Below are 13,970 nucleotides of genomic sequence, written 5' to 3' on the forward strand. Positions count from 1 at the left end.
CACGGCGCGGGGAGGCGCCCGGGAGGAGGAGTATTTTGAGACGGATCGCGATGACGGGCGGTGCGGGCCATATCGCCTCGCAGCTCAGGACGTTTCTTTGCCCCGATGTGGAGCATCTGAGGCTCATCGACCTGAAAGCGCCGGAAAGCCTGGCTTCCAACGAGAGCTTCTTCGAGGCCGACCTTTCCGATGCCGACGCCCTGCGCAGGGCGCTCGAAGGCATGGACGGCATCATCCATCTCGGCGGCATTCCGCGCGAGGGGGAAATCGATGACGTGCTGCGCGTCAACGTTCTCGGCACCTACAATCTCTACGAGGCGGCACGGGCAAACGGCGTGGGCCGCATGGTGTTCGCCTCCAGCAATCACGCGACCGGCTTCTATCCCCGTTCGCAAACGATTTCGCCCCTCGACATCCCGCGCCCGGACAGCCGCTACGGGCTATCGAAATGCTGGGGCGAGCTTATGGCCGGGCTCTACTACGACACGGCCGGTATCCGCACGCTTTCGATCCGTATCGGCAACGCCGGCGTCTATCCCAACAGTGAGCGCTCGGCGGCGATCTGGATCAGCGCCCGCGACCTCTGGCAGCTCGTGAAGATCGGGCTCACCCATCCCGATATTGCCGCCGCCGTGGTCTACGGCATGTCCCGCACCGATGCCAATTGGTGGCGGGACGAACTCGCAGAACGCCTGGGCTATCGACCCGAGGACAATGCGCGCGACCACCTGCGCATCGAACGGGCGAACGAGAGCGAGGTGGCCGCCTTCTTCCAGGGCGGCGGCTTCTGCGAACCCGACCATGATGGACAAATCCGGCTGCGTGACCGAGATGGGCTGGTCGTGCCCTCGGGAGCGCCGTCATGAGCGAGACGAAGATCATCACCCCCGACGTCCGCCGCGTTATCGATTTTCCCCTGAAGGTGGGTGAATCCCCCACATGGGACGACCGGACCGGCGATCTCTGGCTCGTCGACATTCTCGCGCCGGCAGCCATCTGCCTCAAAGCCGACGGCCGGGTCGACCGTTTCGATATGCCCGTCAAGATCGGCTGCCTGGCGCTTTGCGAAAGCGGCGATATCGCGGTTGCGTTGGAAACCGGCGTTCACATCATGAATCCGAAGACCGGAACCATGAAACTGCTCTGCAATCCCGATGGCGGCCGACCTGATAGCCGGCTCAATGACGGCAAGGTCGGGCCGGACAGATGCTTCTGGGTGGGCACGCGCGACGAAGCGATCCCGCAGACCGGCAATGCGCGCCTCTACCGGGTCATGCCGGACGGCACGTTCGCCATCATTACCGACGGGCTTCTGACCTCCAACGGCCTCGCCTGGAGCCCGGACGGCCGGACGATGTACCATTCCGACAGCAGCGGGCTCTTTGCCCAGGTCTTCGATTTCGACCCGCAAAAGGGATTGACCGGCCCGCCGCGCCGGCTCCACGATTTCACGCCCGAAGAAGGCCGCCCGGACGGCGCGGCCATGGATGCGGACGGTTTCTACTGGATCGCCGGCGTTCTATCGGGAGGCGTCAACCGGCTGTCGCCGGATGGCGAGGTCATCGAGATCTACAAGGTGCCGGCGAAATCACCGACCATGCCCTGTTTCGGCGGGCCGGACCTCGGCACGATCTATGTGACCACCCTTTCGACCGACAACAACGGCACTTTCGAGCAGGGGACGGTGTTTGCCTTCGAAGCCGGCATTCAAGGTACGCCGGTCCACCGTTTTGCGATTTGAAACCAATTGTCTCCGCAAACCAGGAGAGGGAAAGATCATGAACATCCGGGACTTTCGAAAAGCACTGACCGGCATATCCGGGGTGCCGATCACTGCCTACGGCACCGATGGCGAGGTGAACGCCCATGCGACACGAACCGTCTATGCACGCGTGGCGACCGCCGGAATCCATAATATCGTGGCGGCAGGCAATACCGGCGAGTTCTATACGCTGACACCCTCCGAAATCAGCACCGTCATCGAGGCGGCCGTCGCCGGCGTCGACGGCAAAGCACCCGTGACGGCGGCTGTCGGCCGCTCGCTGCGCGAAGCGATCGAAATGGCGAAAGCCGCGAAAGCCGTGGGCGCCTCGGCCGTGATGTCGCATCAGCCCGTCGATCCCTTCGCGGCGCCGGCCGCACAGGTCGATTATTTTCGCGGGCTTGCGGAGGAATCACCCCTGCCGCTCGTCGCCTATGTGCGAGCCGAAGGCTTCGGCCTCGACGACATGATGCGGCTGGCGAACCATCCGAACATCGCCGGCATCAAGTTCGCGACGACGGACATCCTCCTGCTGTCGCGTTCCATTGCGGCCTCCGATCCCGGCAATGCGCTCTTCGTCTGTGGCCTGGCGGAAAGCTGGGCGCCGGCCTTCACCGCCGCCGGCGCGAGGGGTTTCACGTCCGGCCTCGTCAATGTCGCACCGCAATTTTCACTCGCCATCCATGCTGCGCTCGAAAGCGGCGACTTCGCCGAGGCCCGCCGGATCATCGCGCTCATCGAGCCCTTCGAGCGCATGCGCACCAAATATCGCAACGGCGCCAATGTCACGGTCGTCAAGGAGGCCGTCGGCATCATGGGGCTCGCCGTCGGGGACGTACGCCTTCCCGGCCTGCCGAGGCTCGATCCGGAAGACCGGGTAAAGCTTGCGGACCTTCTCAAGAGCTGGGCAACGAAAGGCAGAAAACTCGATACCGCAGTATAATCTGCAGTATGGTCTACCTCGCCAGCCGCCTCAGAGCCTGAGGCGGCTGGCCGAAGTTGCGAATGAAGGCACGGCGCATACGACCAGAGTCTCCGAAACCGGTGGCCTCGGCGATGTGCTCAAGCGGGGAATGGCTTGTCTCGACCGCCCTTCGCGCGGTCTCAAGACGCAGACGCTCCACGACCTTTGCCGGGGTCAGGCCGGTTTCAGCCGAGAAGGCTCGGGCGAAATTGCGCGGGCTCATGGCCGCACGGTCGGCAAGGCGTTCCACAGTCAGCGGCTCGGCGACGTTCTTGCGCATCCACTCGATCAGGTCCATGAAACGGCCAGTCCGCCCGCCCAGTTCCGTCAGTGCCGAAAACTGCGACTGTCCGCCCGGCCGTCGCTGATGCACCACAAGCTGCTGCGCCGTCCGACGAGCGATCTCCGGGCCGAGGTCGTCCTCGATCAGCGCGAGCGCCAGATCAATACCGGCTGAAATGCCCGCAGACGTCCAGACATCGCCATCCCTGATGAAGATGCGCTCCGCGTCCAGCCGGATCTTTGGATAGCGTCGGGCGAAATCCTCCGAATTGCCCCAATGGGTGGTGGCGCGACGCCCATCGAGCAAGCCGGCTTCGGCGAGGATATAGGCACCCGAACAGACGCTCGCCGTCCGTCGCGGCGTGACGCGCTTCAGCCATGCCAGCATCTCCTGAAACGCCGGCATGGAACGGATGATATCACCACCCGAGACGATGATTGTATCGAAACGCCCTCCCTGAAGCGGCCCGGCCGTGAGCTTCAGCGCGGAGGAACTTTCGATCTCACCTCCACCGGGCGCCATCAGCGTCAGCTTGTAGCTTTCCGGTCGAAACCGCTCGGCTATCTCGAAAGCCGTCGTCGGGCCAGCCACATCCAGTAGCTGGAAACCCGGAAAGATGACGATGGCGATCGCTCGGCGCATGGCAGGAAATGCCCGATTTATGTCATTCCAGACAGAACGTAGCAGTTGTAGTCTCGCTTTCAAGCCGGAACACGAAGGAACGAGCCGAGGCTAGCGATCATGAACTGGCGGCTTTTGTCGTGGAGCGTCCTGGGCGTGATCGCACTTTTGCTGGCGATCGGCGGCGTCTGGATTTTCTCGCTGCCTGCGGCGACGGCCGCGTCGGCCACACGACCGATTCCCTTTGCGGGAGGAGTGGGCCGATCGTCTGGCAGGCCAAGGGAGGATAACCAGCGATGAAGGTATTGATAGCAGGGGCCGGAATTGGCGGATTGAGCACTGCCCTTTTCCTGCATCGGGCGGGAATTGAGGTCGAAATCTTCGAACGCGCCGAGGAGGTGCGCGAGCTCGGCGTCGGCATCAACATGCTTCCGCATGCCGTCGGTCAACTGGTCGATCTGGGGCTGATGGCGGACCTCGACGAAGCGGGTATCCGCACGCGCGAACTCATCTATGCAAACCGGTTCGGGCAGGTCGTGTGGCAGGAATTGCGAGGCCTCGATGCCGGTTACGACGTGCCGCAGTTCAGCATCCATCGCGGCAAGCTGCTGGGGCTGATATACCGGGCCGTGGTCAACCGGCTTGGCCCGGGCGCCCTCAGGACCGGATGCCGGATAGATGGCTTCGAGCAGACCGCCGACGGCGTCACGGCATTTTTGACCGGGCGCGACGGCTCCCGTGGCGAGGTCCGGGGCGATCTTCTGATCGGCGCCGACGGGATCCATTCCGCCGTGCGAGCCGCGCTCTATCCCGCCGAGGGTTCGCCGGTCTGGAGCGGCATCATGCTGTGGCGCGGTGCTACGCAATGGCCAACATGGCGGGACGGGCGCACGATGGCGATCGCCGGCGGCAATTTCGCGAAATTCGTCTATTACCCGATCGAGGCGGATCCGGAAGAGCCAGAGAGACGCCTGACGAACTGGGCCGTGATGGCGAAGACCGCCGAGACGGGCACGCAACCTTTGCGACGGGAAGATTGGAGCCGATCCGGCATCATGGACGAAGTGCTGCCCTTCGTGCGCGACCGGTTCCATCTGGATTTCGTCGACCCGGCGGCGATCATCGAGGCGACGGGCAGCTTTTACGAATATCCCAACTGCGATCGCGACCCGCTGCCCCGCTGGTCGTTCGGGCGGGTTACGCTGCTCGGCGATGCAGCCCACCCCATGTATCCGGTGGGTTCCAACGGCGCGAGCCAAGCCATTCTCGATGCGAAAAGCATTTCCACGCATCTGCAGAAGGCCGGTGAAATCGAGGCTGCGCTTCTGGCCTATGATGCCGAGCGCCGGCCTGCCACATCCGATATAGTGCTCGCCAACCGACGGGGCGGACCGGAGGGCGTCATCGACATGATCGAAGCCCGCGCGCCCGGCGGGTTTGACGACATCGATGCAATCGCCTCCTACGAAGAGCGCAAGAGCGTCGTTCGCGGCTACGCTTCATTAGCCGGATTCGCGCGACCATGACCGCCTTTTAAGATATTAACGTCGTGACCAGCTACCGGGAGGAGTACCGGCGGCTTCGGCCCGAAGCATCGAGTTTGCGCTTTGCGAATAAGATATCGAGCACCTGCCGTCCTACACATAATTGTCACCTGAAGCTGTTACAGGCATAATCATCCGAATGAATTCAGGATTCATCCGAATGATTGAGATATCTGAAGCGCCAGCCATCCGCTCCAAATGGGGGCAATGGCAGACAGTCGAAGAACAGATCAGCAGGGACATCGCCTCCGGAACGCTTGGCCCCGGAGCCCGGTTGCCGACCGAGATCGAGATCATGCATCGGTTCGGCGTCGGGCGACATACCGTTCGGCGCGCGATTGCCGAACTCGCCAGCGCAGGAAAAGTCCGTGTCGAACAGGGGCGCGGCACTTTCGTGGAAGAGCAGTCCGTCATCCGCTATAACATCGCGCGCCGGACGAGGTTCAGCAAGAACCTCAAGGAACAGGGGCGCGTTCCCTCGGGCCAGCCGGTCGAGGAACTGGAAATCCCGGCGCCGCCCATCGTGGCCGCCGCGCTTCGGATACCGGAAAGTGACCCGGTCTATATGATCGTCCGGCGAGGCTTTGCCGACGATGTCCCGATCACCGTCAGTCGCGCCTATCACCCGGTCAGCCGGTTTCCCAACATGCACATTCGCCGGCATGCGGGCGTATCGGTGACCGAAATCTACCGGGACTTCGGCATTCCGGATTACCTGCGCCATCACACCACGATCTTCACCCGCCTCCCGATCACCGAGGAGGCACGCCTTCTGGCACAGTCGCAGGAACAGCCGGTGCTCGTGGTCCAGAAGGTCGATGTCGACATGCAAGGCTGCCCGATCGGTTATTCGGAAACCGTCTGGGCGGGAGAGCGTATCCAGTTCGCGATCGATTACGACGAAGAGCCCGGCAACGCCGATGCGGCGGCCGGTGCCTAGGAAGAGTAAGGAAGCATGACTGATCTCAAAGACTCAGAGCCGCTCATCGGCTCATACAGCCACGGCGAGACACTGAGCATCATGGCAGCCAGCCGGCCCGCCCGGATAAAGGCCTGCGCGGAAGCACTTCTGGATGGGCTCGGGGATGTGGACGTGCTCGTCAACCGCACCGGCCTTGCCATGCTGCCGATGGTCGACACGGTCCGCGACACGGCGTTCCATCTTGGCGAAGTCCTGCTCGCCGAAGCCCATATCCGCGTGCCCGAGCGAAACGTCGAGGGCTATGGCGCGGTCATCGGCCGCGACCTGGAGCATGCCATGGCGATCGCCGTCATCGATGCGGCAATCGCGGCGGAGCATTCCGGCGAGCTGGTGCTCGAATTTCTCGACTCCGAAAAGGCCCATCAGGAAGAGGGCGATCGCGAGCGGCTGAGGAAGGTCGAGGCGACACGCGTGCAGATGGAGACCTTCTGACCATGACCTTGTCCATCCTTCCGACCGCCGGGGACATCCGCACCAATGCGGCTTTCGAAGAGCTGATGTGGGCGCTCGCCCGTCCCGGGCTGGAGCGCCGCCTTCCCACAGCCGGCTTTCGAGCCATAGCCGAAACCCTCATCGATCGTGAATGTACGTTCCACGCCGCGGATGACGTCGCGCTTTCCGAACTGCTCATGCTGACGGGCGGGAAACCCGCCGCCATCGAGAACACCGACTATGTCTTCGCGCCGCTCGCAACTGCCGAGGATGTGGCCATGCTCTCGGGGTTGCGCATCGGCACGCTCGCCTATCCAGACGAGGCAGCCACGCTTTTTGCGTCAGCCCGTTTCGGCGCGGGACAGGCATTGCGTCTAATTGGTCCCGGCATACGCGGATCGCTCACCATCCGGATCGACGGCGTCCATCCGTCCTTCTGGCGGATGCGCGCCAGTTCCATCCACTATCCGCTCGGATGGGATCTCTACGTCCTGGATGGCGACCGGCTGATCGGCATCCCCCGCTCAACCAAGATCGAGGTGTTGTGATGGCCTATGTGGCAACGAGAGGCGGCGAACGCGCCATCGAACAATCCGAGAGGTTCTACCGAGGAGATCTCGGCATCATCACCCGCGAGCGGGTGGATGCCATGCGCGAGGGCCTTCCCTACCTGATCGACAGGCTGATGGGAGAAGCCTCGCTCTACGAACCCGACCTTGCCGCGCTTGCGTTGGCGCAGGCTGGAGGCGACCTCTACGAGGCGGTGCTCCTGCTGCGGGCCTACCGGACGACCCAGCCGCGGCTTGCCGTTGCAGAACCGGTGACGCAGCCGGATCTCTTCACGGTCCGGCGCATTTCCGCCGCCTTCAAGGATATTCCCGGCGGACAGATTCTCGGGCCTACGCTCGATTATTCCCACCGCCTGCTGCAGGTCGGCGTGCTGAACGGCCAGAACTACGAACCGCCGGCGGTCGAGCCCGCGAAGGAACCCGCACCGGCGACCCAGCCCTCGCTCGCTGCCTGGCAGAAGGCGCAGGGACTTATCCCCGACCATCCGGCTCAAACCGTGCCGCCGGAGGACATTCCGGATGTTACCCGCGAACCGCTGCTTTTCCCGACAAGCCGCGCCCACAAGCTGCAGAGCCTGGCGCGCGCAGACACGGGCGGGACTTTGGCGCTCGGTTATTCGACGATGCGGGGCTACGGCTCGGTTCACCCGACTGTCAACGAACTGCGGCTTGCCGAAGCACCGGTGCGCATGCGCCATCCACGCGGAACCATCTTCAGCGCCGGCCGCGTCCGCATCAGCCAGACGGAGGTGATCTCCAAGGCGAGGGAACTGGAGCTCGGTTTTGCGGCTACCTTCGGCTGGAACGAGGTGAAGGTGATCGCCGCCGCGACGCTCGATCTTGCTTCGAACCAGCCGAACCCGCATCCGGCGTCGAACGAGGAATTCGTGCTCTATCATACGGAGCCGGTCGAAGGTTCCGGTTTCTGCATCCACTTCAAGCTGCCGCATTACGTGACGTTCCAGTCGAGCCTCGACGCCTTGCGCCGGGTCAAAACGGACCAGCAGGAAGCCGCCATCGCAAAGGCAAAGCCCGAGACGGAAATGCAACCAGAGGAAGACGAGGTTTTGCTGTGAAAATCAATGAACTGACCAAGCCATGGTCGGCCTTCAACTATGGCTTTCTCGATGAATCGGCCAAGCGCGAAATTCGCCGACGCACGCTCAAGGCTGTTGCCATTCCCGGTTACCAGGTGCCCTATGCAAGCCGCGACGTTCCGATTGCCCGCGGCTGGGGTACCGGCGGGCTGCAGGTAACGCTCACGCTTCTCAAACCGGACTCGGTGGTGAAAGTGATCGACCAGGGGGCGGACGATTCGGTCAATGCCAGCAGCATCCGCAAGTTCCTCGCCAAGGTCGGCGGCGCCACCGAGACGAGTGATACGACCGAGGCGACGATCATCCAGTCCCGCCACCGCATTCCGGAGGAAAAGCTCCGCGAGGATCAGATTCTCGTGCTGCAGGTTCCCAATCCGGAGCCGCTGCGCCCGGTCCAGCCTGACATGTCGATCGCCCGCGAAATGCATGGTGATGCCGACTATGGCCAGCTCTGGCTGATCCTTTATGAGCAACTCGTCAGATCGGGGCGGATCATGCAGGGATCGAGCTATCCCAGCATGGTCAACGGCCGCCATGTCATGACCCCGTCGCCGATCCCGCGCTGGGACGTGCCCAAGCTTAACCAGGCGGACCACCTGACGATCCTTTCGGCGGGGCGGGAAAAGCGCATCTTCGCGGTGCCGCCCCATACCAGCGTCGAACCGCTCGTTTTCGACGACGTGCCCTATCGCGTCGAGGATCACCAGGACAAGACCTGCTACCGCAGCGGGGTCGAAGGCTTCTTCATGAACGAGCTGCCGCAGGACGACGGCTCGTCGCTCTATGAGCTCTCCGACAGTCATTTCGGCATCAAGAGCATCCGCAAGGCGGAAGGCGAACCGGTGACGCTCGGCGAAACCTGGTACAAGAACGGAAGGATGGAATGATGGCCGACGCATTCTTCGATGGCCGCACGCCGGCCATCCGGCACCGGCCTCCGCGACTGATGACGGCAGCGCCCATCCTGACGATGGGCGGCATCAGCCGTACTTACGGCGACGTGCAGGCGCTTCGAAGCGTCGATGTGATCGTCTATCCAGGGGAAGTGCTCGGCATCGTCGGAGAATCCGGCTCCGGCAAGTCCACGCTGCTGAGGATGATGAACCTCGAGGATACGCCCGATGCCGGCACCTATCACCTGGCGCTTCCCGGGCGGGTAGACGACAATCTCTTTACGCTCGACCGCTTCCAGCGGAGGATGCTCAGAGCGCACCATATCGGCATCGTCTACCAGAACCCGCATCTTGGCCTGCTGATGAAACACAGCAGCAGCGGCAATGTCGCCGAGCGATTGCTGATCGCCGGCGAACGCAACTTCGCTGCCTTACGCCAGCGCGCCAGGGAAGCGCTCGACGCCTCCGAATTTCCGCTGACGCGCATGGACGCGCGGCCTTCCGAACTGTCGGGCGGAATGCAGCAGCGCGTCCAGCTCGCCAAGGCGATCGCGCTCGAACCGGCATTGCTTCTGCTCGACGAGCCGACGACAGGTCTTGACGTCAGCGTCCAGGCCCTCGTCCTCGACACGCTGAAGACGTTGCAGCGCGACCGCAACATCACCATGGTACTCGTCTCGCATGATCTCGGCGTCATACGCACGATGGCAGACCGGGTTATGGTGATGCGGAGCGGCGAGGTCGTGGAGCAGGGGCTCGCCGACCAGATATTCCAGGACCCACAGCATGCATACACCCAGCAGCTCGTGCATGCGAAACTCTGACGTGAAGAGGCGAACGTGAACATTCACACATCCGCGACGCCGTCACCTGCGCCGGTGCTGCGCGTCGAAGGCCTTTCGAAACAGTTCGAAATGCATCATCTGAAGCGTACCCTGTTTGCCTTCGAAAACATCGGCTTCGAGCTGAACGAGGGCGAGTTCATCCTGTTGAAGGGGGAAAACGGCGCGGGCAAATCCACCCTTCTGCGGACCCTCTATCGATCTTACCTGCCGCGCGCGGGGCATGCCTATTATCACACGCGGGAAGGCGTCATCGACCTCGCGGCCGCCGCCGATGTCGACATCGCCCTACTGCGCCGGCGGGAGATCGGTTTTGTCACGCAGTTCCTCAACGCACGTCCGCGCGTGGCCGCGGACGAGATCGTCGCCGAGCCCCTCAGGCTTGCCGGCACGCCGCGCGCCAAGGCCCTGTCGGAAGCCCGCCGCTGGCTTGCCGCCTTCGGTGTCAAGCCGCAGCTCTGGCCAGCCTATCCCTCGACATTTTCGGGAGGAGAACAGCAGAAAGTCAACCTTGCGCGCGCGCTCATCCTGCCGCAGCGCCTTCTGCTGCTCGACGAGCCGACGGCCTCGCTCGACCGCTCGGCGCGCCGGGCGCTGGTCGGGCGCCTGGCCGAACTCAAGGCCTCCGGTGTTGCAATGATCGGGGTCTTCCATCATCCCGAAGACGTAGCCGGTCTGATCGACCGGGAAATTCAACTGGAAACAATCAGGATTGCAGATGGGGCAGAAGAGGATGTGGCTGAGTGATTTCGAGATCGTCCTGCGCGATCGGGTGATAGAATGCGGGGCTGTCAGGATCGAAGACGGGCTGATCGCCGAGATCCGCGATACGCCCGTAGCGGATGCGGATATCAGTGGCGATGGCCGGCTCCTCCTGCCCGGTTTCGTCGACATGCATGGCGACATGATCGAGAAGGAGATCGAGCCCCGCGCCAACGTGCGCATGCCGCTCGAACTCGGCATCTACGATCTCGACAAGAAACTCGCGGCCAACGGTGTCACCACCGCCTATGCGGCACTCGCCTTCACGCCGGCTACCTATGGCCATGTCCGCTCCGTCGAGCATACGACCATGATGATCGAGACGTTGGGGAAAATGCGCGACGAACTCCTCGTCGACCATCGGGTCCATGCCCGTTTCGAGATCACTTTCCCATCCGCGGTGGAAGTCGCCGAAAAGCTGATGGCGGCCGGCGCGCTCGGCCTGATCTCGCTGATGGATCACACGCCGGGACAAGGCCAATATCGCGATCTCGAAATCCACACCCGCAACATGGCGAAGGCGAGGAAGATCGACTACGCGGCCGCCGTCGAGATGGTGAAGGAGCGAATGGCCCAGCGCGAGGCCCATGGCGATGCAACGCATGTCGTCACGGGACTGGCGGAACTGGCCAGGGAGAAGGGCGTCTCGATTGCCTCGCACGACGACGACACGCTCGAAAAAGTATCGCTGATGCACGGCCTCGGGGTGGCGATCAGCGAATTTCCGATCACGCTCGAAGTGGCCGCCGAAGCCCGTCGCCTCGGCCTTGCGACCGCCATGGGCGCACCAAACGCGCTGCGCGGCCTTTCTTATTCCGGAAATCTCTCGGCGCGCGAGGCCTTTGCGGCCGGCGTGCTCGATATTCTCGCCAGCGATTATCACCCCTCCGCGATCCTGCCCGCCGTGCTGGCGCTTGCGGAGATCGGCGACGGCGGATTGCCGGCTGCCGTGGCGCTCGCCAGCGCGAATCCGGCGGCGGCCCTCGGACTGTCGGATCGCGGCCGTATCGAAGAAGGGTTGCGCGCCGATCTCGTCATCGCGGAAAGAGGCAGGATGCCGAGGTTGCGCGTCACCATCCGAGCGGGGCAGGAGGTCTGGTCGGATGGGGCCGTTGGCAATCGTCGCAGAGTGGCTGCATGAAAAGCATCTCAGGCCGGCCCCAAAGGCCCGGCCTGCGCACGACAGGCGGTTATTTATTCCAATAATTAGAGCAATCATTTGAAAGTTTCGAACGTTTACGGCCGTTTTAGGAATAAATTTTTGAATTTTCCTAAAATATAATAATTCTGTCATGCACGACAGCTAAGAAATACTTCCAGCAAGCAGGCGTTAACGTCCCTTCGATGGGAGACCAAATCCATATTGTCTTTTTGGGTGGGATAGATGCTGGAACTATACTCGCTGAAGAAATCCTTTGGGCAGGTGGATGCTGTCGATGATGTGACGGTGACCATCGATGCCGGCCAGATGGTCGGCATCATCGGAAGAAGCGGTGCGGGCAAATCGACGCTGCTACGGCTGGTCAACCGGCTGGTCGAGCCTTCGAACGGAAAAATCCTTTTCAATGGGCGAGATATTACCAAAATGAAGGGGCGCGACCTGCGTTTGTGGCGTGCGTCATGTGCCATGATCTTCCAGCAGTTCAATCTCGTGGAGAGGATGGATGTCCTCACCAATGTCCTGATCGGCCGCGTCGCGCATCAAGGTTTTCTGCCAACGATAGCGCGGCACTTTAGCGAAGCGGAGAGGGCCATGGCCGTCCACTCGCTCGATCGTCTCGGCCTTTTGCCGCAGGCCTTGCAGAAGGCGGGGACGCTGTCCGGCGGGCAGCAGCAACGGGTAGCCATCGCCAAAGCCCTGGTTCAACGTCCCGAAATCATGCTTGCCGACGAGCCGATTGCGTCGCTCGATCCGGCGAACGCGACCCGCGTCATGGAAGCCCTGCGGAAGATCAACCGGGAGGACGGGATCACGGTTCTTGTCAATCTCCACACGCTTGATACGGCGCGGGCCTATTGCGACAGGATCGTCGCCATGCGCGCCGGCCGCATCGTCTTCGAAGGCCTGCCCAACGAACTGACACGCGACCGATTGAACTCGATCTATGGCGTGGGCGACGATGCAGATTTCGAAATCGATGAATCCGTGACATCAACAGCCATCGCTCCTCCGGCAGGCTCTCAAGCCAGGCAGACGACAATGGCCTGACGCCAAACCCCCGGCAATAGCGCCGGGTACAATCAATCCCTGGAGAAACATAATGAAGAACGTCCTCTTGACGATGGCCGTAACGGCCGCGCTTGCCCTTGCCGGCTCCGCCCATGCACAGGAATGGAAACAGATCTACAAGACGATCCGCTACGGCGTCCTCTCGGGCGAAAACGAGAAGGATCGCGTCGCCCGCTGGAAGGGCTTCGAAACCTATCTCGAAAAGCAGCTCGGCGTTGACGTGGAAATCTTCACCGCCGGCAATTATGACGGCGTGATCCAGGCGCTGGCCGCCGACCAGATCGAATTCGCCTCGCTCGGCTCATCGGCCTATGCCGCCGCCTATACCGAGACGGATGGCGGCGTCGAGCCGCTGCTCGCGGGCGTCGACAAGGATGGATCAAGCGGCTACTTCTCGGTCGTCACCGTCCGCTGCGATTCCGGTTACAAAAGCATCGACGACCTGAAGGGCAAGGTTCTTGCCTTTGCGGATCCGGATTCCACGTCCGGTTATGCGGTTCCCTATTTCAACCTGGTGAAGCAGGGTTACGATCCAAAGACCTTCTTTTCGGCCGTTCCGTTCTCCGGCTCGCATGAAACCGGCGTGATGGGCGTATTCAACAAGCAGTTCGATGCTGCCGCCACCTATATCAATACCGAGAAGAACGGCATTCCGCAGCGCATGGAAACCAAGGGCATGATCCCTGCGGGGCAGATCTGCCGTATCTGGCAATCGCCGGAAATCACCAACGGTCCGCTCACCGCCCGCAAGAACCTGCCGGCCGACCTGATCGCAGCGGTCAGGACCGCCGTCAAAGACCTGCCGAAGAACGATCCCGCCGTCTACAAGGAAATCACGTCCGGCGACCCGACGGTGAACGGCTATATCGAGGTCGACCACAAGCGCTACGAATGGATCATCGAGATGCGCGACTGGCTGAAGAAGCAGCGCCGCCAGGGCTGATCCGGGAGAAAGGCGCGCGGCACCGGAAAGGCCGGTGCCGCCGATT

Annotated in this window: 16 protein-coding genes; 14 read left to right on the top strand and 2 right to left on the bottom strand. The window is 62.4% G+C overall.

The genetic code is table 11. The annotated features are described in order from the left end of the window. Window positions 1–35: 35 nt before the first annotated feature. Genes J2046_RS07280 through J2046_RS07290 form a run of 3 tightly spaced genes read left to right on the top strand, consistent with a single transcriptional unit; the run spans window position 36 to window position 2,705 of the window. Window positions 36–866, top strand: coding sequence for an NAD-dependent epimerase/dehydratase family protein (locus tag J2046_RS07280; RefSeq protein WP_210050580.1), 831 nt, complete (start codon window positions 36–38; stop codon window positions 864–866). After that, a complete protein-coding gene (locus J2046_RS07285; protein WP_210050582.1) occupies window positions 863–1,741 on the top strand; it encodes an SMP-30/gluconolactonase/LRE family protein in 879 nt (292 codons plus the stop codon). Before J2046_RS07280 ends, J2046_RS07285 begins: the two co-directional genes overlap by 4 nt. A 37-nt stretch (window positions 1,742–1,778) precedes the next feature. Then, a complete protein-coding gene (locus tag J2046_RS07290) occupies window positions 1,779–2,705 on the top strand; it encodes a dihydrodipicolinate synthase family protein (RefSeq protein WP_210050584.1) in 927 nt (308 codons plus the stop codon). 13 nt (window positions 2,706–2,718) lie between these two features. Here J2046_RS07290 and J2046_RS07295 read toward each other — a convergent pair whose 3' ends face one another. Further along, window positions 2,719–3,651 (bottom strand): GlxA family transcriptional regulator, encoded by a 933-nt coding sequence (locus tag J2046_RS07295; RefSeq protein ID WP_210050586.1) that lies wholly within the window; start codon window positions 3,649–3,651, stop codon window positions 2,719–2,721. A 59-nt stretch (window positions 3,652–3,710) separates the two neighbouring features. Continuing rightward, window positions 3,711–3,860 carry a hypothetical protein gene (locus J2046_RS07300; protein ID WP_210050587.1) on the bottom strand — a complete coding sequence of 50 codons (150 nt, stop codon included), beginning with the start codon at window positions 3,858–3,860 and terminating at the stop codon, window positions 3,711–3,713. Window positions 3,861–3,926: 66 nt separating this feature from the next. Between J2046_RS07300 and J2046_RS07305 the strand changes: the two genes are divergently transcribed. The 11 genes from J2046_RS07305 to phnD all read left to right on the top strand — a co-directional run bounded on the left by J2046_RS07305 (window position 3,927) and on the right by phnD (window position 13,924). After that, a complete protein-coding gene (locus J2046_RS07305) occupies window positions 3,927–5,156 on the top strand; it encodes a flavin-dependent oxidoreductase (RefSeq protein WP_210050588.1) in 1,230 nt (409 codons plus the stop codon). Between the two features lie 178 nt (window positions 5,157–5,334). Further along, window positions 5,335–6,114 (top strand): phosphonate metabolism transcriptional regulator PhnF, encoded by a 780-nt coding sequence (gene phnF / locus J2046_RS07310; RefSeq protein WP_210050589.1) that lies wholly within the window; start codon window positions 5,335–5,337, stop codon window positions 6,112–6,114. A gap of 15 nt (window positions 6,115–6,129) precedes the next feature. Further along, window positions 6,130–6,588 (top strand): phosphonate C-P lyase system protein PhnG, encoded by a 459-nt coding sequence (locus J2046_RS07315; protein ID WP_210050590.1) that lies wholly within the window; start codon window positions 6,130–6,132, stop codon window positions 6,586–6,588. Window positions 6,589–6,590: 2 nt separating this feature from the next. Further along, complete coding sequence (gene phnH / locus J2046_RS07320; protein ID WP_233469604.1) at window positions 6,591–7,136, top strand: phosphonate C-P lyase system protein PhnH; 546 nt, start codon at window positions 6,591–6,593, stop codon at window positions 7,134–7,136. Beyond that, window positions 7,136–8,233 (top strand): carbon-phosphorus lyase complex subunit PhnI, encoded by a 1,098-nt coding sequence (locus tag J2046_RS07325; RefSeq protein ID WP_210050592.1) that lies wholly within the window; start codon window positions 7,136–7,138, stop codon window positions 8,231–8,233. The genes phnH and J2046_RS07325 overlap by 1 nt, the downstream gene beginning before the upstream one ends. Beyond that, window positions 8,230–9,141 carry an alpha-D-ribose 1-methylphosphonate 5-phosphate C-P-lyase PhnJ gene (locus J2046_RS07330; protein ID WP_210050593.1) on the top strand — a complete coding sequence of 304 codons (912 nt, stop codon included), beginning with the start codon at window positions 8,230–8,232 and terminating at the stop codon, window positions 9,139–9,141. Before J2046_RS07325 ends, J2046_RS07330 begins: the two co-directional genes overlap by 4 nt. After that, on the top strand, window positions 9,141–9,971 hold the full coding sequence (locus tag J2046_RS07335; RefSeq protein WP_210050594.1) for an ATP-binding cassette domain-containing protein: 831 nt from the start codon (window positions 9,141–9,143) through the stop codon (window positions 9,969–9,971). The genes J2046_RS07330 and J2046_RS07335 overlap by 1 nt, the downstream gene beginning before the upstream one ends. A 15-nt stretch (window positions 9,972–9,986) precedes the next feature. Further along, the gene (locus J2046_RS07340; protein WP_325169731.1) at window positions 9,987–10,736 is read left to right on the top strand and encodes a phosphonate C-P lyase system protein PhnL; all 750 of its coding nucleotides are present in this window, start codon (window positions 9,987–9,989) and stop codon (window positions 10,734–10,736) included. After that, window positions 10,723–11,892 carry an alpha-D-ribose 1-methylphosphonate 5-triphosphate diphosphatase gene (locus J2046_RS07345; protein WP_210050863.1) on the top strand — a complete coding sequence of 390 codons (1,170 nt, stop codon included), beginning with the start codon at window positions 10,723–10,725 and terminating at the stop codon, window positions 11,890–11,892. Before J2046_RS07340 ends, J2046_RS07345 begins: the two co-directional genes overlap by 14 nt. A 243-nt stretch (window positions 11,893–12,135) precedes the next feature. Beyond that, window positions 12,136–12,960, top strand: coding sequence for a phosphonate ABC transporter ATP-binding protein (phnC, locus tag J2046_RS07350; RefSeq protein WP_210050595.1), 825 nt, complete (start codon window positions 12,136–12,138; stop codon window positions 12,958–12,960). 52 nt (window positions 12,961–13,012) lie between these two features. Then, entirely contained in the window at window positions 13,013–13,924 is a 912-nt protein-coding gene (gene phnD, locus J2046_RS07355; RefSeq protein ID WP_210050596.1) for a phosphonate ABC transporter substrate-binding protein, read from the top strand. Window positions 13,925–13,970 lie beyond the last annotated feature (46 nt).

The sequence above is a fragment of the Neorhizobium petrolearium genome (assembly GCF_017873175.1).
Taxonomy (GTDB): Bacteria; Pseudomonadota; Alphaproteobacteria; order Rhizobiales; family Rhizobiaceae; genus Neorhizobium; species Neorhizobium petrolearium.

Excerpts from the sequence above, each read along its gene's own strand:
- J2046_RS07285 (WP_210050582.1), top strand. The coding sequence starts at position 863 with ATGAGCGAGACGAAGATCATCACCCCCGACGTCCGCCGCGTTATCGAT.
- J2046_RS07290 (WP_210050584.1), top strand. The coding sequence starts at position 1,779 with ATGAACATCCGGGACTTTCGAAAAGCACTGACCGGCATATCCGGGGTG.
- J2046_RS07295 (WP_210050586.1), bottom strand. The coding sequence starts at position 3,651 with ATGCGCCGAGCGATCGCCATCGTCATCTTTCCGGGTTTCCAGCTACTG.
- J2046_RS07305 (WP_210050588.1), top strand. The coding sequence starts at position 3,927 with ATGAAGGTATTGATAGCAGGGGCCGGAATTGGCGGATTGAGCACTGCC.
- phnF (WP_210050589.1), top strand. The coding sequence starts at position 5,335 with ATGATTGAGATATCTGAAGCGCCAGCCATCCGCTCCAAATGGGGGCAA.
- J2046_RS07315 (WP_210050590.1), top strand. The coding sequence starts at position 6,130 with ATGACTGATCTCAAAGACTCAGAGCCGCTCATCGGCTCATACAGCCAC.
- phnH (WP_233469604.1), top strand. The coding sequence starts at position 6,591 with ATGACCTTGTCCATCCTTCCGACCGCCGGGGACATCCGCACCAATGCG.
- J2046_RS07325 (WP_210050592.1), top strand. The coding sequence starts at position 7,136 with ATGGCCTATGTGGCAACGAGAGGCGGCGAACGCGCCATCGAACAATCC.
- J2046_RS07335 (WP_210050594.1), top strand. The coding sequence starts at position 9,141 with ATGGCCGACGCATTCTTCGATGGCCGCACGCCGGCCATCCGGCACCGG.
- J2046_RS07345 (WP_210050863.1), top strand. The coding sequence starts at position 10,723 with ATGTGGCTGAGTGATTTCGAGATCGTCCTGCGCGATCGGGTGATAGAA.
- phnC (WP_210050595.1), top strand. The coding sequence starts at position 12,136 with ATGCTGGAACTATACTCGCTGAAGAAATCCTTTGGGCAGGTGGATGCT.
- phnD (WP_210050596.1), top strand. The coding sequence starts at position 13,013 with ATGAAGAACGTCCTCTTGACGATGGCCGTAACGGCCGCGCTTGCCCTT.